The 18,050-nt window shown below is 51.9% G+C and carries 16 protein-coding genes; 6 read left to right on the forward strand and 10 right to left on the reverse strand.

Going from position 1 to position 18,050, the window contains the following annotated elements:
• Positions 1 to 111: 111 nt before the first annotated feature.
• The 3 genes from ICL55_RS02030 to ICL55_RS02040 form a co-directional block, all read right to left on the reverse strand.
• Positions 112 to 1,302 (reverse strand): MFS transporter, encoded by a 1,191-nt coding sequence (locus ICL55_RS02030; protein WP_188094373.1) that lies wholly within the window; start codon positions 1,300 to 1,302, stop codon positions 112 to 114.
• Between the two features lie 63 nt (positions 1,303 to 1,365).
• Positions 1,366 to 2,226: a helix-turn-helix domain-containing protein gene (locus ICL55_RS02035; RefSeq protein ID WP_188094374.1), complete on the reverse strand. Its 861-nt coding sequence runs from the start codon at positions 2,224 to 2,226 to the stop codon at positions 1,366 to 1,368.
• Complete coding sequence (locus ICL55_RS02040; RefSeq protein ID WP_188094375.1) at positions 2,223 to 2,423, reverse strand: hypothetical protein; 201 nt, start codon at positions 2,421 to 2,423, stop codon at positions 2,223 to 2,225. Before ICL55_RS02040 ends, ICL55_RS02035 begins: the two co-directional genes overlap by 4 nt.
• A 71-nt stretch (positions 2,424 to 2,494) precedes the next feature.
• Here ICL55_RS02040 and ICL55_RS02045 point away from each other — a divergent pair, with 71 nt between their 5' ends.
• From ICL55_RS02045 to ICL55_RS02060, 4 genes are all read left to right on the forward strand, one after another.
• Positions 2,495 to 2,815, forward strand: a complete 321-nt coding sequence (locus ICL55_RS02045; protein WP_188094376.1) for a TfoX/Sxy family protein — start codon at positions 2,495 to 2,497, stop codon at positions 2,813 to 2,815.
• Between the two features lie 33 nt (positions 2,816 to 2,848).
• On the forward strand, positions 2,849 to 3,733 hold the full coding sequence (locus ICL55_RS02050) for a DUF72 domain-containing protein (RefSeq protein WP_188094377.1): 885 nt from the start codon (positions 2,849 to 2,851) through the stop codon (positions 3,731 to 3,733).
• Between the two features lie 92 nt (positions 3,734 to 3,825).
• Positions 3,826 to 4,119, forward strand: a complete 294-nt coding sequence (locus ICL55_RS02055) for a hypothetical protein (RefSeq protein WP_188094378.1) — start codon at positions 3,826 to 3,828, stop codon at positions 4,117 to 4,119.
• Positions 4,120 to 4,324: 205 nt separating this feature from the next.
• The gene (locus tag ICL55_RS02060) at positions 4,325 to 5,566 is read left to right on the forward strand and encodes an MFS transporter (protein WP_188094379.1); all 1,242 of its coding nucleotides are present in this window, start codon (positions 4,325 to 4,327) and stop codon (positions 5,564 to 5,566) included.
• Here ICL55_RS02060 and ICL55_RS02065 read toward each other — a convergent pair.
• The 7 genes from ICL55_RS02065 to ICL55_RS02095 all read right to left on the reverse strand — a co-directional run bounded on the left by ICL55_RS02065 (position 5,563) and on the right by ICL55_RS02095 (position 15,216).
• Positions 5,563 to 6,423: a helix-turn-helix domain-containing protein gene (locus ICL55_RS02065; protein ID WP_188094380.1), complete on the reverse strand. Its 861-nt coding sequence runs from the start codon at positions 6,421 to 6,423 to the stop codon at positions 5,563 to 5,565. The genes ICL55_RS02060 and ICL55_RS02065 overlap by 4 nt on opposite strands.
• Before the next feature lie 6 nt (positions 6,424 to 6,429).
• Positions 6,430 to 7,734 (reverse strand): spondin domain-containing protein, encoded by a 1,305-nt coding sequence (locus ICL55_RS02070; RefSeq protein WP_188094381.1) that lies wholly within the window; start codon positions 7,732 to 7,734, stop codon positions 6,430 to 6,432.
• 116 nt (positions 7,735 to 7,850) lie between these two features.
• Positions 7,851 to 8,273, reverse strand: a complete 423-nt coding sequence (locus ICL55_RS02075) for a hypothetical protein (RefSeq protein WP_188094382.1) — start codon at positions 8,271 to 8,273, stop codon at positions 7,851 to 7,853.
• Positions 8,274 to 8,340: 67 nt separating this feature from the next.
• A complete protein-coding gene (locus tag ICL55_RS02080; RefSeq protein WP_188094383.1) occupies positions 8,341 to 11,133 on the reverse strand; it encodes a hypothetical protein in 2,793 nt (930 codons plus the stop codon).
• Positions 11,134 to 11,175: 42 nt separating this feature from the next.
• Positions 11,176 to 13,341 (reverse strand): HEAT repeat domain-containing protein, encoded by a 2,166-nt coding sequence (locus ICL55_RS02085; protein WP_188094384.1) that lies wholly within the window; start codon positions 13,339 to 13,341, stop codon positions 11,176 to 11,178.
• A gap of 15 nt (positions 13,342 to 13,356) precedes the next feature.
• Positions 13,357 to 14,991 carry a hypothetical protein gene (locus ICL55_RS02090; RefSeq protein ID WP_188094385.1) on the reverse strand — a complete coding sequence of 545 codons (1,635 nt, stop codon included), beginning with the start codon at positions 14,989 to 14,991 and terminating at the stop codon, positions 13,357 to 13,359.
• A 27-nt stretch (positions 14,992 to 15,018) separates the two neighbouring features.
• On the reverse strand, positions 15,019 to 15,216 hold the full coding sequence (locus ICL55_RS02095) for a hypothetical protein (protein ID WP_188094386.1): 198 nt from the start codon (positions 15,214 to 15,216) through the stop codon (positions 15,019 to 15,021).
• 226 nt (positions 15,217 to 15,442) lie between these two features.
• Here ICL55_RS02095 and ICL55_RS02100 point away from each other — a divergent pair, with 226 nt between their 5' ends.
• Together ICL55_RS02100 and ICL55_RS02105 are read left to right on the forward strand one after the other, a co-directional pair.
• Positions 15,443 to 16,633, forward strand: coding sequence for a histidine kinase dimerization/phospho-acceptor domain-containing protein (locus tag ICL55_RS02100; protein WP_188094387.1), 1,191 nt, complete (start codon positions 15,443 to 15,445; stop codon positions 16,631 to 16,633).
• A 33-nt stretch (positions 16,634 to 16,666) separates the two neighbouring features.
• A complete protein-coding gene (locus ICL55_RS02105) occupies positions 16,667 to 18,016 on the forward strand; it encodes a sigma-54-dependent transcriptional regulator (protein ID WP_188094388.1) in 1,350 nt (449 codons plus the stop codon).
• Positions 18,017 to 18,050: the final 34 nt, after the last annotated feature.

The following is an 18,050-nucleotide window of genomic DNA, read 5'->3' on the forward strand; positions in this document are numbered from 1 at the left end:
TGTTAATTATTTTGAGTAGAATAAAGTTAGGATAACTAAATATAGGTATAAAATGGGAAAATCCCCGGGTAGCTATCCGGGGATGTAGAGGGGGTATTGTTCGTATGTAGCTTACTGTTCTTTTCTGATCATGATCAGAAGCAGTGCCAGCGCGGCACAAACGGCGCCGAAGAGATAAATCGCCTGGTAGCCAAAGCTGCTGGCTATCAGCCCGGCAATAGGTCCGGTGATGCCCAGCGCCAGATCGGTGAAGGCGGTATAGGCTCCCATGGCGCTGCCGCGTATTTCCGGAGACACTTTTTTAACCGCTTCCACGCCCAGGGCGGGGAATATCAGCGAGAAGCCGATACCGGTGAAAGCACAGCCCAACAAGGCCATAGCCGGCGAACCAGCGCTGCATAACATCAGCAGTCCCACGATTTCGATCACGATGGAGATCGCCGCAATCCGGTATCCGCCGTATTTGTCAGGCGAAGAGGCGAAGAACAAACGGACAAGGGTATACGTTGCGGCGAACACACTGAGCGCCCACGGAGCACCACCCCATTTGTTGGCTGCAAACATCAGCGCAACAAAGGAAGAGAGGCAGCCAAATCCGATCACTGACAAAGCAAGGGATACTCCCTGTCTTGAAATCATGGACAGCACCCGGTAAAAAGGCACGCCTGATTTCTTGCCACTGGTGGCTATTTCAGGGCTTCTTAATACAGGAAGGCTGCCCAGCACTGGTAACAACAGGATCAGCATAAACGCTGCCATCACGCCCAGGTACTGGTGTACGAAATTACCCAGCGGTGCACCCAGACCAATACCGGCATATAGGGAGATGCCCACCCAGGCCATCAGCTTACCTGCCCTGGCAGGGCCTACCAGCCCAATGCCCAGCGTCAGTGCGCCCGTGATAAGGAAACTTTCACCAATGCCATGGAGGATCCTGGCGGTAAGCAGTAAGCCCAGTGAAAGCATGGGAGGAAGGCCGGCAATGGCAGAGCAGACGTACACCACGCCTGCTGCAGCGGTGGTGATGATACCGCGCACCAGGCCCGACTTCGGACCGCGGGTATCGGTGTGTGTGCCCGCATACATGCGGGTAATAAGGGCGGTAGCGTTGGCAAGGCCGATCACTACGCCGACGATCACGTTGCCATATCCCAGTTGATCGTGTACCAGTTTGGGTAGTATCGCGAAAGAAACACCGATGGTCAGAAAAATAGATAATACAGAAAGTACTACCGGGGTTACAAGAGCACCAAAGCTCGTAGCGGGGCTGGTCTCAATACTGTTTTTAACAATTGTACTCATAACTTTTATCAGCTTATTATGAGTGCAAAGCTACCGTGAGTAACAGGGGCAGATGTTGACTGATTAATGGGTATCCTTGGACAATTCATGGTTTCGCGTCCTGAATGCGAGGGGCGACACGCCGGTGTGCTTTTTAAAGAGCCGGGAGAAATAAGCAGCATCTTCATAGCCCAGTTCAAACGCGATCTGCTTGGCGTCGAGCCGGGTGTAATACAGCAGCCGCCGGGATTCCAGCAGCACTTCTTCTGAAATCCAGTGGCTGGCAGGGAATCCGGTGGTGGCTTTCACGCATTCGTTCAGATAGAGCGGTGTGATATGCAGCAACTCCGCATATTGTTGCACCTGCTTCAGCTCTTTGAATTTCTTTTTTACCAGTTTCCTGAATTTGACGGTGATAGTTTGCCGTTGACTGGTGGCTGCGGTATGGGATAAATCATGTTGCATGATTTCGGCGGCAAAGAGGCCCAATATGCCTTCTGCCAGTGATGACACGATTTGTTTTTTTAATGGATGATTGGTGGCTTCCAGTGCGTGCTGTAACACGGGCATACTGAGAAAGACGGCGTGTGGCTGAGGGAGCGGAAACTGTTGTTGTACCCGCTGGTAGTTTTCAAAAACATCGCGGCATTTTCCTCTTACCAGACCCGGGTCGGCAAAAACGAACCAGCCGTTGCTGTGGTGCTCCTGCCGGATATAACGATGTACCTGTCCGGGTGAGATGAAACATAAGGCTGGCGCGGTGACCCGCCATTCGATAAAATCAATTTCCAGCAAAAACTCACCTGCTGTCAACAGCAGGAAAACATAGTGTTCATCGCGGTGGATATGTCTCATGCCCTCGTGTATATAAGTACCCTCCTTCATTTCAACACCGAGGTCCTGTAATTCTTTGCCATGGAGGGGGATGGGCGGTTGAGCTTTCATATGTTCGTTTTATGACGGACTTCAAAAATCATTTTTTCCGACTGAGGAGTGTACGATGTTATGTCCCGGCTGCCACACAATGGAGCGGTTTCCAGGCCCGCCCGCTCCGGCGCTTCCCCGGCAGAGTCCTTCCCCCGGCTGTTATCAAGGTCATAAAACTGCGCCAGATGCGGGTCGTGGTAAAGCTGGTCCGTCATTGTATGGATATCAGAAATGCCGTATTTTAGTAGCCGCTAAGATAAGCATTGTTCCATCTAAATAAACGTATATGGCTTACAGTGAAGAACTGGCCAATAAGCTTCGTAAAGCGCTGGACAAACAAAAAGGCGTAACGGAAAAGAAAATGTTCGGCGGACTGGCTTTTATGGTCAATGAAAAAATGTGCCTGACAGCAGGGGCGGACCGGATCATGTGCCGCATCGACCCGGCGCTGCATCAGGCGGCCATCGCCAGGAAAGGCTGTACTACGGTCATTATGGGCGGAAAAGAGTACAAAGGGTATGTACATGTGACGGCAGACAGCCTGCACACCAAAGCAGATTGGGACTACTGGGTAAATCTTGCCCTGGATTTTAACAAGACGCTGTAATTTTACCCGAAGACAGTTAAAAAGAGATGAAGTATGGATTTTGGCGCCCTTTGGCAAAGATACGATCAACTGGACCTGAGCTTACCGGCTGATGCCTGGCCTACAGCGGCCGTTCTGAATGGTCCCGCGGGCAACAGTACCCTGAGGATAGGCACGTCTGGCTGGAGCCGGAAGGAATACACCGGCACGCTCTATACAAAAGGCGTGAAAGATACACTGACGGAATACAGCCGGTTGTTCAACTGTGTAGAGTTGAATGCCACCCATTATAAAATTTACAGTCCTGATGATATCCGCAAATGGACCGACAAAACCCAGGGACGTGATTTCCGTTTTTGTCCGAAAGTGCCACAGTCTATCAGCCACCACAGTACCTTATTGAATGCCGGTACGGAAACCGCTGCTTTTCTGGAAAGCATACGGGCATTTGAAACGCAGCTGGGACCGGTATTCCTGCAACTCAGCGAACATTTTTCGCCGGTGCGGAAGCTGAACCTCTATAAATACCTGGAGCAGCTGCCGCAGGATATCCGCTTTTTTGTAGAGGTGCGGCATCCCGACTGGTTTGAGAAAACAACAGAGCGCGAAACGTTTTTCCGCACATTGCATCAGCTGGGCATCGGGGTGGTGATGACCGACACGCCCGGTAGGCGTGATTGCCTGCATATGGCACATACCATTCCGCATCTATTCCTGCGTTTCGTCACCAAGGGCGGGCATCCGCTGGATGTTACCCGGTTGCATGCCTGGAAAGAACGCATCGATGCCTGGAAAGCACAAGGCCTGCAGGATATATACTTTTTCCTGCATGTGCACGACGGTGTACACGAGGCGGACTTTTACCAGGAGGTAAGGAAGGTATTCGGACTGGCCGGGCAGCCACAACAGCCGCAGCAAACGCAGATGTCGCTGTTTTAAGCAGTCACGGCGGTGTCGCATTATAACTTTCAAATAACATTTTCCCTGCACAAAAAGTGCGAAATTACAGCATAACCAAACCCCCAAAAGTTATGCGTACCATGTTAAAGGTCGTAATGGAAGTAAATGCTTCCAACGAGGCTATTAAAAACGGCCGGCTCCCCGAAATCATCAAAGCGACTGTTGACAAAATCAAACCTGAAGCGAGTTACTTCTTTGCCTCAGAAGGCTGCCGCACCGGTATCATGATATTTGATATGAAAGATCCTTCGGAAATTCCGGGCATCGCTGAACCATTTTTTATGGAGCTAAATGCAAAACTTGAGTTTCAGCCGGTGATGAACCAGGACGATCTGAAGAAAGGACTGGCTGCTGTCATGAAATGATGACAACCCCTTCGCAGAAAGTAGGAAGCATAATAGCCGGTGTGAATCCTGTCATGCCGGCTTTTATGACGTGAACAAAAATTCAACTTCTCTTCAAAATGTTTTTTAAGGAGGAAAAACTTCGGTTTTTTATGAGATTACTGTGTCAATAGATAGTGTATGATGGCCTAATTTTGCAGCAAACTGAATCACCAGCTTCTGTAAAATGACGACCAGCACTGTTAAACGCATCAAAGAGGGTAATATTGGAATAGCCACCCTGCTCGCTTTTGCCATGATACCCATGTCGGGATTTGCTACCGACATTTACATTCCTTCGCTGCCAGGCATGACCAATGCACTCGGTATCTCCAGCAGCCAGGCACAGCTCACGTTGGGCCTCTTCCTGATCAGCTACGGCGTTTCACAACTGTTTATCGGCGGACTGCTCGATAGTTATGGCCGCTACAGGGTAGCCCTGATATCCATGCTGCTCTTCTGTATCTCCTGTGGTATCATCGCCAATACCCATAGTCTGTATGTGGTATATGCCATGAGGATCGTGCATGGTATTACCATCGCCGCCATGGTGGTGAGTAAAAGGGCACTTTTCGTGGACCTCTACTCCGGCGAAAAACTAAAACATTATCTCAGCTTCTTCACCATTATATGGTCCACCGGCCCTATCATAGCGCCTTTCATTGGTGGTTATCTGGAAGTGAACTTCGGTTGGGAATCCAATTTTTATTTCCTGGGCGCCTATGCAGCGCTGCTGTTGGTACTGGAAGTATGCTTCAGCGGGGAAACCATCAGGCAGAAAACACCGTTCCTTCCGGCCAAAATAGTAGCTATCTATTATGAGATGCTGCGCACCAGCAGCTTTACGTTGGGCATTGGTATGTTGGGACTGGCCTATACCATGGTGATGATCTATAACATGTCAGGTCCTTTCATCATTGAGCATTATTTTAATCTGTCGCCGGTCGTAACGGGCTATTGCTCCCTCTTCCTGGGCTTCGCCTGGATGGTGGGTGGTTTCATCGGCAAGGGAACGATCAACAAACCGTTTGTCCGGAAATTGAATGTGAATATAGCTTGCCAACTGGTGGCAGCCTTCGCGCTGTTGGGCACTTTCCTGTTGTTCAATCAGCTTTGGACGGTACTGGTATTCGCCTTCCTCGTGCATGTAGGAGCTGGCTTCACCTATAATAACTACTTCACGTACTGCTTACAACGGTTCCCTAAAAATGCGGGCATCGCCGGAGGCCTTACCGGTGGACTGGTATACGTGATCGTGTCTATGCTCAGCGCCGGCATCACTTATGTATTGCCTGCCAAAGATGGACAGAACCTGTCTTTCAGCTATATCGCATTAATCGTCGCCAGCGGCCTGGTCATGTATCGGGTGTTGGTGGTGAGCAGGAAAGAAGCCGCTGAGGCGCAAAGGGAAACCATGCAGACGGTTTAGGGAAGGGCATCCATAACGGATTTACCATCTCTGAATTTGGAAACATTGATGCCGGTATACATTTTAAAGAACCGGCTAAAATGTGCAGGACTTTCAAACCCCAACTCATAAGCTATTTCCTTAGCCGTTTTGTTGGTGTAATGAAGGTATCGCTTCGCTTCCAGTATTATTCTGTTCTGAATAAGCCTGGATGGTGCAGGCTGTTCCAGTAGCGCAAAGATATTGCTTAAGGTTTTGGCTGATTTGTTCAGTGCATCAGCATAAAATTTTACACTGTGTTCTCTTCTGAAAGAGCATTCCAGCAGCAAAGAGAACTTGCGCACAATGTCCATCTTTTCATCAGCAAACTGCTGATAACACTCGCTTTGTTGTTTGGCGATCCGGGTTGTGGTGATGATCAGGTATTTCAGCAGTGTACGCAGCATTTCCCCCTGAAAACCGTCTTTGGATGGCCATTCAGCGGTAAAAGTTTTCTCCAGGTATTGTATTTCTTCCTGTTGTATTTTATTTAGCCTGATAAACATCGGGTGATGAATACCGTAGAACAGAAATCCTACGCAGCCCACTTCTGCATCATGGTCTACGATACAGTAGAACTCCCGGTTAAACTGCCATGCCACCAGTTTATCCGGGTTCTCGAAGGTAAAGTGCTGGTTGGATACTAAAGGCAGCATAGACGCTTCAGGCATTAGGTACTCAATCTCATCGATGGTGACCCGTTGTGCTTTTCCCTTGTTGTATACAAAGGTGTTGATCGGCACGGTTGGCTTGTGAAGCCCCGCTCCTTTAAACCGGTCATTATGGACATGCATAATGAACCGTGCCGATGTAGCTTTTTCATCATATTCGCTTACCATACTCCATTACTGAATAGTTACCTTGATAATATTGGGTATTGCCGGTAGGGTGGTAAAGTCATTTGGATTGGGTACTGCTGCTATGTTTTTGCTCTCCGGAAGGGGAGTTCCGCCGAGGTTGGCCTGTGTGACGCCTGCCCCCGGGAATTGATTGATGGCGGTGCCGTCATCAAAAAGACCCATAGATCCGGAGATGTCGCCTGTCTGGGTGGCATCTGTACCATTGCCTTGCGACGCAAAGAACCAGTCGTTTGATAATCCATACATGGTGGCGATAGCTATCCTGTCACCTGAGACCACACTTAACTGCTGTGAAACTTTACTGCCTGCCTGGGTACCGATTTTGGGCAACAATACCGTGGTGCTGGCCGCCGGTAATACATATACGTTTTTAACGCCTTTTACTGTTTTTAGATAGCTTGCCAGATCGCTGGCATCGCCCGTTTGGGCCAGTTTTTTCAGTCCCTGTCCTCTGTCGTTTTCGCCCGTTTTATAGATGGGATTGTCAATACCGTTATATACCACCACCAAGATAGGCGATAATGGCGTGAAAATACCAGTTTGCCCCGTAATATAATTTCCCAATACACTGTTGTCGCCCATTTCAGCGATGTTGGTCAACCCGTTGGCGCTGAGTTTGCCGGCTTCATAGAGCGGATTGGGGCTTAACAGGTTGCCGCCGGCAATGTAGGAAACTGCCCACACACCCGGACTAAAGGGCGTCGGGTTGGAAGTACCGCCGGAGCCGTTGGTGATGGTTAACGTAAAGATGGAATTACCGTTATAATGTAAACTGGCTTTCATCAAAGCAGATGCTGCTGCATAGGTATTACCCTGAGCGTCGGTACCATTTACTTCCGTCACATTTTTAGCGGTACTTTCGGCCGTGCCCGGATGCATCACGGATGGTCCTGGTGTCTGATTGATACGGGTGCCGTTGTCCCATAGTTTTATCTGGCCGGAGACATCCCCCTCAATAGGAGTTCCGTCGTCCTTGTACACTTTGATGCCCGGATTGGCCGGGGCAAAGAAAAGATCGTTGGACCAGCCGTACATAGTGGCAAACGATACCGCCTGCCCCTTGCCTGCCGAGAACTGGAAGGATATCGATTCTCCCGGCATAATCACCGGCGAATTGCCGGTATTCTTAAAGGTGCCTGATTCTACCAGCGGTCGCGAATCCAATACATTCTCGATGGTGATCGTGGGAGAGTATGTCATACCCATGTTCCCGTCATCATCTTTATTGCAGGCGGATGCCAACAAGGATAGCCCTAAAAAGGACGTCCATACCGGTTGTCTGTTTTTCATACTCATCTCTTTTATTAGGAATCAAAGGTAACCGGAGAGCAAGGGCTGGTTGATATCTGATTTTCCCTGAGAGTTGACGAATTTTCCCGAGTGAGTATGTGAAATGAGCTATTGACCTAGTCAGCGGCTCTCTTCATATTCCAGATGCCGGCACAACCTTCCGTAAATGTTCCCATGGGAGTATCATGGGTTTTCCCCATGTGTTCCCATTCTCCGAAAAAGGTATCACGGGTAGCATCGTAATATCCTGTATAGTTGATGGGCGGAGTGAGTGTTACGGCCGGATCTTCTTTTGCACTGGTGAAGGGGCCTTCATATTCCTTGATAAAATTAATAAACTCATTTTCTATATAACCTTTGATGGTAGCTGGCGGGGCGGGCTTGTCATAAAAATCGGCACAGCTACCTTCAAATTCTTCTTCGCCGATATCATGCAGTGTTAATTCAAACATTACTTTCTTTCCAAACAAGTCATCAGCGTAGCCTTGTCCCAGAATATAGTAGCCGCGCCATTTACCGGCCATTGAAAAATCAGGCATAGGGGATATTTTTTTAAATATAGTATAAAACCGCGGTAGGGCGATGACCTACCGCGGTTTTAATATTTTAAGCAGGACGAAGTTTTTCTTCCAGCTGTTGCAATGCGTTGTTGATGACTGACAGCTGTTCTTTTACCTGCCGCGTATGCGGATACTGTGCCAGCAAATCTTTCAGCAGCTGATAGCCTTCTGCGAGATGGCCGGCCTGTAAGGTTTTAGCGGCCTGTTGAAACAACTGCACCGCTGCTTCCTGTGCAGGATCGTGTACCGGGAAATGTTTGTAAGAGAAGGCTTCCCATAGGTCCTGGTCCCATGGCCAGTGCTGATGCAGCAGGTCTTTATTCATGCCTTTGAGAACCTGCGGGAACTGCTTGTTTTTCAGGACGGGGTCCAGCTGGTGTGCCAACTGGCATACCCCCGCATACACGAGGGTGGCGGCATCGGCCAGGGCAGGCGGAACGAGCTGACCATTAAGGCGGTTCACATAGTCGTTCCATTTCTTCCAGAAGGTGTACATCATGCGGTCGCCCAGCGGATTGCGGGCGGTGAGCTGCTGGTATCCTCTGAAAAGCAGACTGAGGAACTGTTCGAGCCGCTGGTTGTCGCCATATAACTGTTTCGCCCATACGCTGTTGGTGTTGCGGAACAGGTGTTCCAACACGAGGTACGGCAGCGTGGCGTTGGTGTCTTCGCCCGCCGGCAGGTCGCTGAATACCTGTGTGATCAGGTCTCCCGGCTCAATGGCAAATACCAGTTCCGCAATAGGCCACTGACCATACGGACAAGTCCAGCCACCGGCATATTCCCAGTCGTTGAAAGTTTGTATGCGGCGTTTGGAGTGTGTTTGTGGCAGATGGTGCTGCATGAACCGGGCATATTGTTCCTGGGTAAACAAACGAAGGAGCCGTTCCCGGTATTCGAGGTCGATGAAGCCTACTTGTTCCAGGTATTTGCGGACAACGTATACGCCCTCAGTATCCGGCGAAGTCAGGATATAATCGAGGCTGATGGTCACCAGTTCGGGCGTGACCAGCTTGCCCTGTTGCAGGATGGTGGTCACCTGTTGCAGCAGCCCGGCTGATTTCGGTGTCTGTGCCAGCATCTGGTACAGTGCGATGATCTCTGCTTTTTTGATGGTGCGGTTGTTCCAGGCATCGTTGATCAGGCGCTGTACTTCCATGAAGCTCTGCATGCCGTTGTTTTTCATCATGGCGTCTTTGAGCGTGGGGAGGAAGGCGCCTGTCTGATCTGCTTTCTCCGCGCCCTGTAGCAGCCAGGTGGCGCCGGTAACAGACACCAGATAGGGCAGTTCGGCGCGTAATGCCGGATGTTGCGCTGCCAGTTGCCCGATCAGTTTCACCCATTCATCGAGTGGCTGTTGCGGATACCAGGCGATGTGCCGGTAAAGGGCCTGTAGCAGGGAAGGGGCGAGCTGGCTGAAATCGGCTTCCAGGGTTTTCAGCACGCGGTAGATGCGGTCCAGCTCATGGATGTCTTTAGCCTGATCGAGCAGCAGGCCGAGACTTTTACGCAGATGCGGATTGTCGCTGTAGGAGAAGGTTTGCAGCCGCGCTATCACCAGTTGTTTGAGTGTGGCCGGATACCATTGTCCTTCCATGATATCGCCATACAGCTGTAACAATGCCGGCTGGAACTGTTCCTGTACCGTCACCTCACAAGCTGCCGTGGCCAGTTGTATTTTCAGCGCATGATCTGTTTCGGTGGTGGCCAGCTCCACGAGCAGGCGATCTGTTTCCGCTGATTTGCGGCCGGTTTGCAGGACCACCTGCACCATAGCGCTACGCAGCGCCAGCAACGGCTCCTGTCGGATGGCAGCTGCCAGGGCCGGTTCCAGCTGGTCCTGGTACGCGGCGAAGCGGTGCGTTAGCAACGGCAGCGTGGCTTCTCTTACATACGGATTAGCATCCTGTAGGCCGCGGACGATCAGCTGTGGTATCTCTGCCTGTTGCAGTAAGGTCAGCAGCCTGATTTTCAGGCCTGCGGACGGGGTGGAGGCAAACAAAGCGACGAAGGCGTCCTGTAGCTCCGGATGGGCGGTGAGCCTGCCGGTGACCAGCGCCAACAGGTCCGGAAGGTCCGGCATTTGTTGCAGCGCATGGAACATATCTTTGAAGAGTGCCTCGTCTATATGCCGCATGCCGGCCAACAGGCTGATGATAGCTTCCCGTACGGGCAACGATGTTTCCGTGGGTATCATGGCGGCCAGCTGTGACAGCGCGTTGGCGGGTACCTGCGGGATAGTGGCCAGAAAATGCAGGGCGGTCAGTCGCACGTGGGTAGCTTCCAGCGGCCCGGTAAAATCCAATGCCATCATGGCAGCGGCAGGCAGTGGTAATTGCTGTACCAGCGCCAGCAGGGCCTCGCGGCAGGCTACTGGCGCCAGCGGAATGTACGCCCCTATCTTTTCGATGGTAGCATCCGTTTTGCGGACGCTGTTTTGTAGCCCCTGAATACTGGCCAGTTGTATGGCTGTATCGAGGTCGTGGGCCATGGTTTCGGCCAGTATCGCTTGTATGTCGCTTACATGGGCGGCCAGTGACGCGAGGGTGCTGACGGCCATATAGCGCAATGGACGCTCGGGGTCCAGACAGGCGATAAGGGCCAGCGTCTCGATGTAGACAGGATGGTCGGTCACACGGGCGCTGTCCAGGTCGCAGAGCTGCTGCAGCATGGCCTGTTTTACGGCGAGGGTTGTTTCTGTTTGTACGGCCTGGCATAGTTTGGTGATGCCTTCCGCCGCTTCCAGAAAAGGACGCAGACTGGAGAGGGCGGTCAACCGCTCCGCTGTGCTGCGTTCCGGAGATAGGAGTATATCGAATAATAAGATTTCTTCCGACATATGTTGTACTGTGAAGATGATGAAATAGGTTACCGGCGCTGGCTAATCGGCGAAGCCGGGGCCATCTGCTTCGGGAGCGGCAGGTGGCGCTACGCTGCGCAGCAGGTCATCGATGTCAATACCGGCAGCGCGACAAGCCCGCTGGAGCGCGTCTTTAAAGCTGCTGTCCTGCAACAGGCCGGGCAACTGCGCGGCCTCTTTCAGCAAGGCAGGCACGGGCGCCCAGGTGTTGTTGGCCTCCAGGAATTGCAGGTAAGGCACGGCGCCGGCGGCGGTGTGCTGCTGTAAGAGATGTTGGCGGAAAACGTTTTCCAGCTGGTCTTTCCAGATGATGCGCAGCAGCTCGTCGAGCTGTATCATATTGATATAGCGACCTCTTTTTTCCAGCAGCTGCCAGAGCCCTTCCCGTAATTCCGCGTTGGCAGGATTACTTTTCAGCACCAGCAGGTACCATTTGAATTTCGATTCGTTGCCCAGATCGGTGTGTAACAACTGATGCAGGGCGTACCGGCTCATTTCATCGTTGATGCCGGCTTTTACGGAAAGGAAGTTGAGTATTTCGATGTCCGTTACGGAGCACTGATACAAACTGTTGCTATTGGCCGGATTGATGGCGGCGAATAGTATTTTATCGGCCATCTCCGGATTGTCGTCGTAGAAAAGCCAGATATGCGGGAAGATGCCAGTCAGGTCGTGGGTGACGTCAGCTTTATGCAGCCACTGTTCCCAGTTGATCTGTGTGCCGCCGTTATGGGAGATCGCTTTCTCCTGCACTTTGGTGGCGAGACGTTGCAGCTCCTGGTCGTTGCTGTGGTCTGCCAGTTTGCTGAACACCTGTACGGCGGCAGCGGGCAGCTGCGGGATACAGCTGATTTTGCGCGCCAGCAGTTGCCGTTGCTGGTGCGGTATCTCCGGATGCAGCAACACGGGCGCTGCGGCTGCAAGGGTGCTGATATTGTCCGGTGTCAGCGGGATGTACAGCATGGCTTGCACGGCCCAGCTTCTGATAGCGGCGGATGGTGCTTCCAGTGCGCGGAGATAAAAACGGTTCCATGATGCTCCGGTATTCATGGCGCTGGTGATGGCTTTCAGGATGATGGCCTTGCAGTCGTCATGCTGTTCTTTTTCATAAGCAGCCATGAACTTCTCCAGCAGCGCAGGTTTTACAGGCACCAGCCGGCCGAGTATATCATAGATAGCAGCAGCCAGGTCTACCGCGATGTCGTGATCGGGCAGCAGCCACAGTGCATCTGCCAGTGCTTCATTTTTCTCTGTATAAGGCGCCAGCAGCTGTAGCAGCTGTAACGCTACGGCTATATGTTTTTCTGTTTGCAGGCAGCGCGCCAGATGTTCAATGATGGCTGGTGTCAGCGTGAGACTGTAGGTGAATACAAACATGGCGGCTTGCCGTACAGCAGGGTCGGGGTCTTCCCGTAACGCCTGCAGCAGGGTGTCCAGCACATCGTTTTGACTTACGCCGTGCACGGCCAGCAGCTGGATGCTCCATTTGCGTATCAGCGGATTTTTGTCGGCGCGCACGAGGGTGCACAACGCGGCTTCCGGAACGATGGAGCGGTCGAAACAGAAACGCAGCACCATTTCTTTGATCACCTCCGGCGTGGCCGGTTGCAGCTGTTGTGCTATCTGCTCCGGCGCCAGCTGGTCACGCAGCAGCAGCCGATTGAGGAGTAGCAGCTTGTCATCTGTATCGGTACTGTCCAGCAGGCTGCGGTAGAAGGCGAGGTCTGCTTCCGTTGCCTGCACCGGTATCAGCAGCCAGGAAAGGATTTGCCGGTTTACGTCGGCGTTATGTTGTTGCTGGTAAAAAGCGATGAGCCGTTCCCGTGCGGGCGGATAGGTAAGAGACAGCTTTCCCAGCAGGGGAAGAATGATGTCCCTCGACTCGTCTTGTTGCAGCGAGGCGGCCAGCAGATCGGCGAAGCCCTGTTTATCAGGGATTTGTTGCAGCCCTGTGGCGGCGAGGCGTTGCAGCATGTCTGCTCTTAGTTGCGTATCTGTTTCGGCAGCGAGCAGTGTTATCCACTTGCTGATCACAGCGGGATCGTGGAGGTAATGCGCCGCGGTGGAGAGCAGCGAATATTTATTGTCTGTATCGGAAAGCGGCGCCATATCGAGCATCAGCAGCGCCTGTTCGGTGCCGGCGTTCCTGCGTTCACGGATGGTGGCGATGGTTTGGCTAAGGTCCATATTAACGGGCGTTTATCAGGAGGTTTTCAGTGTGCCGGGTTTGAGGCCGGACAGGGCGTTGGCCAGTGTCTCCTGTTGGTGTTCATCTAAAGAAAGTTTCAGGATGGCATCCAGTGCTTTCTGCCTGGAAGCGGTGTCTATCAGTTCGTTTTTCACCAGATGGACGAGTACATCGAACTTTTTGTCTACGCCGGGGCGCAGGTAACCATCGAGGCAGAGGCGCACCAGTTCCCGTTCGTTGTCGTACAACAGCACGTCTTCCAGGGCGGGCGGTATCTGTGGGTAGAGCTCGGCCGCGTTGGCGAGGATGCCGGCGCAGGTAACCCGGAAAGGCGATCCCGGCTCGGTCAGCTCGGCGCAGAATATGTCTACCAGTTGCGGGTGACGGGCCACTGACAGGGCTTTGATCTGGTTGAACAACACTTCCCGCAGCGTTTCGTTGTGCTCCTGCGTGAACAATTGCACCACCGGGTCCAGCATTTTTTCGAGGCTGATTTTTCCTATCAGCAGCTGCAGCACCTTCTGGCGCTGGCTGGTGCCGGGCAGGCCTTTGATGCTTTGCAGCAACAGCTGGCTGATTTGTTCATCGCGGCCGGCATAGGGGGCGAGCATATCGGTCAACTGATTAAATTCTTCTTCAACAAAAACACCCGGATTACCGGCGAAGGCGGCGGCTACTTTGTTGCGGATATCTGCTATGCGCATCACCGGTTTGAGCTGTTGCAACAGCGTAAGTCGTACACCTTCCGAACGGTCGGAGGCCAGCAGTCCGGCCATGCTGACCAGCTGTTCGTTGGTGCGTTCGGGTTGTTCTCCCTGTAGTTCTAAGGCCTGGCTGCGGATACCGGTGTCACCATCATGAGAGGCAGACCAGATCAACTGCAGGAGGATGGCCTCATTCCATGGTTTGATGCGTGCCAGGGCGGCCAGCGCTTCGTGGCGGGCAGTTACGTCGTTGTCGGTACGCAGTACGGGTATCAGTACATCGGCGTAAGCCGGTTCCAGCAGGCGGGCGGCTGCAAGCCGCTGCAGGATGCGGAAACGGATACCGCGGTCGTTTTTGACATCGAGATAAGGTTGCAGGCCGGCCACCATCTTTTCGCCCCATGAAGGGCATTTCTCTGCGATCTCCACGGCCTGTAACTGTAATATCGTAGGGGCGTTCACGTTTTTCAGCAGCGCTGCCAGTGCAATATCTTCCGAAATAGCAGGAAGCGAAGAGAGGGTATCCTGCACGGCTATACGTTCCTGTTCACTCAGGTTTTCCTGGCCCGACAACTCCACGAAGAATACCGCCAGCCGCGGGTCCTGATGGATGCTTTCCTGCAGCCGGTACAACAAGGCGATGCGGGTATCCCGGTCTTTTTCCTGCCGGTATACGTCCAGCAGTGCCTGGAACAGGGCGCCGGTATCTGTGAAACGGGAAGTGTTCAGGGCGGAAAGGAAACGCAGGAGCTGGTCACGGGTCTCTTTGTCTTTCGTCAGGGGCAACACTTCGAGCAACGCGGTGGTTACCTCCGGTACATGCAGGTTCTGGGAAGCCATCTGGATAATCTGCGCTTTGATCACCTGCTCGGAATGCGGGCTGCCCAATACTTTGCGGATAAGCCCGGGCAAGGCGTGCTCCGGGCGTTGGGTACTATTTTCCATGCTATCGTTTTTTCAGTGTAAAGAGAATCAGCGGCCGACAACAGCCTCTATTTTGTTCAACAGGATAACAGCCGGCTGACCTTCGGGCGTTCTGATTTCTACCGTCGTTGGGCTGATATGGGTGACAATACCGCTGAACGTGTGATGGGTTAAAAAGATACGGACCGGTAATTGTTCCTGCTGACTACTCTCAAGCATGACAATGAATACATTCGTTTCGGACATATGGTTAACATTTTAATATTGTTTCCGGATGGGGGTAAATATAAAGCATTTCGCGGATGCGGCCACCCGGAAAAACGGGTAAATACCTTACCATTTTGATAAAAACCCTTCCATTTCGGAAGGGTCTCCCTTTACTGGTAAAATCTCAATAAACTAATAATCAAATAGTTAAATTCTATCTGTTGGTATGGCATCGCTTTGGTGGCGTTATCAAAAACACTATACCATGTTACGGTTAAGAACAAAACTGATCCTCGGCTTAACTTTCCTGTTTGCCGTGACATTAGCCATCAGCATGCAGGGCATTTACCGGATTTACCAGCTGGACCGTGACGCGCGATTGATCTTACAGCAAAACCTGCACTCTATCGTTTACTGTAATAATATGTTGCAGGCGCTGGAAACACGACCGGTACCGCTAAAGACCCTGCAGGAGAACCTGGTGCTTCAACAGCGAAATGTAACGGAGCATGGAGAAGATGCCGCTACGGCCAATGCAACAGACATGGCGAAGAAATTACAGGCAGATCCGGCCAACGAAGAACTGATCCGGTCGCTCCGTCATGATGTCTTACAGGTAGCCATTATCAACCAGGAAGCCATTGCGCGTAAGAGTGCCATAGCCTCCAAAACGGCGTCTAATGCTATTCTCGCGTTGTCGGTATTTACGCTGCTGTCGCTCGCCGTGTACATCATTTTCATCTTTAGCTTCCCGCAAATTATCAGCAGACCGGTAGGCATGCTGGCCACAGGTATCCGCCAGATAGCGGAAAAAAACTATCGTACCCGCATCGATCTTCGTCCCGGCGATGAGTTCGGGCAACTGGCAGCGGGGATCAATAACATGGCGGAAAAACTGTACACCTATGAAAATAGTAACATCGAACAAATCAAAGCGGAAAAAACAAGGATAGAAACCATCATCAACCTGATGCACGATGGCGTGATCGGATTCGATGAGAAAAGAAATATCCTGTTTATGAATACGGTGGCCAAACGGTTATGCGGACAGGTGAAAGCGCCCGGCAATACAGTGCTGGACGCCATCATCCATCATCCTGCACAGCAACAGCTCACGATCAGCCATAGTGGGCAGCCCTACACTTTTGTGAAAGAAGTAATGCGGGTTGAAAATAATCGCGATGTGATCGGAGAAGTGATTGTATTACGCGATATCAGTGCCATACAGGAGCTGGCTGCCGCTAAGACTAAGTTTATTGCCACCGCTTCGCATGAATTGAAAACACCGATTGCTTCCATGCAAATGAGCCTCGGCCTGTTGGCCGATAGCCGTACCGGACCACTGCAGCCGGCCCAGCGCGAGCTGGTAAGCAGCCTGGAGGAAGATGTAGACCGCATCCTGAAAATCAGCAGTGAAATCCTGGATGCCACAGATGAACAGTTGCACACGATTTGAGCGCTTTTTTTGATTATTTAATATCACCAAAACATGACTACGGGAAACATCTTGTTAGTAGAAGATGAGGAAAAAGTCCGTCATCTGCTGAAACGTATTATTACACTCGAAGGGTTTAGCGTACAGGAATGTGCCAACGTTAAATCTGCCCGCCGCCTGCTGGAAGATACACCGGTAGATGTGGTGCTTTGTGATGTGATGTTGCCGGACGGCAATGGTATCGATCTGGTGACGTATGTCCGTGAACGGCAGCTGCCGGCGGAAATTATTCTGTTAACAGCCTATGGCAACATTCCTGACAGTGTACGCGCTATCAAATCCGGGGCCTTTGATTATCTCACCAAAGGCAATGATAACACCCGTATTATACCCCTGTTGTTCCGCGCTATGGAGAAAGTGCAGTTGCAACAACGTATTCAACACCTGGAAACCCGCATTGTGAGCGGCTATGCTTCCTTTCAGGAAATCATCGGTACCGCCCCTGGTATTAAAGCGGCCCGTCAGCTGGCCGCGCAGGCAGCCCCCAGCGATGCGCCGGTGCTGCTGCTGGGTGAAACCGGCACAGGAAAGGAAATGTTCGCACAAGCGATCCATAATGCGAGCTGCCGCGCTGCCAAAGATTTTGTGGCCATCAACTGCAGCGCCATCGGAAAAGACATCCTGGAAAGTGAACTGTTTGGATATAAGGCCGGCGCTTTCACCGGCGCCGCCAAAAATAAAAAAGGACTGATGGAAGAAGCCCATCAGGGCACGCTCTTTCTGGACGAAATAGGAGAAATGCCGCTGGAGCTACAGGCCAAACTACTGCGGGTGCTTGAATCCGGTGAGTTCATCAAAGTAGGAGACACCAAACCAACGAAAACGGATATACGTATTATCGCTGCTACCAACCGAGAGGTGACCAAAGAAATAAATGAGGGCCGTTTCCGGGAAGATCTCTTTTACCGGCTGAATATGTTCACGATACAGTTGCCGGCACTGCGTGAAAGAGAGGAAGATATTCCTGTTTTTGCAGCCTATTTTATGCAGTTGTTTGCCCGCAAAAGTGGTAAGGCGGTAAGCGGGATGACCAGCGATTTTGTGGCGCAACTAAAACAGCATGACTGGCGGGGTAACATCCGGGAACTGAAGAACGTGATGGAAAGGGCCGTTATTGTGGCGCAGGGCCCGGAACTGACGCCGGAGACACTGCCGCTGGAAGTACGCTGGCACAAAGGTGGACGCCAGCACTCCGGCACGTTCGATCTGGCCGACGTGGAAAAAGAACATATACAATGGGTGATCCGCTATGCAGCAGGTAATAAAACCAAAGCAGCGCGGTTGCTCAATATCGGCTTGTCGACCCTGTACCGGAAAATGGACGAATACAGTCTGATAAAATAAAAGGAATACACAAGGGGCTGACTCATCTGGTCAG

The sequence above is a fragment of the Chitinophaga varians genome, from assembly GCF_014529945.1.
In the GTDB taxonomy this organism is placed as follows: Bacteria; Bacteroidota; Bacteroidia; order Chitinophagales; family Chitinophagaceae; genus Chitinophaga; species Chitinophaga varians.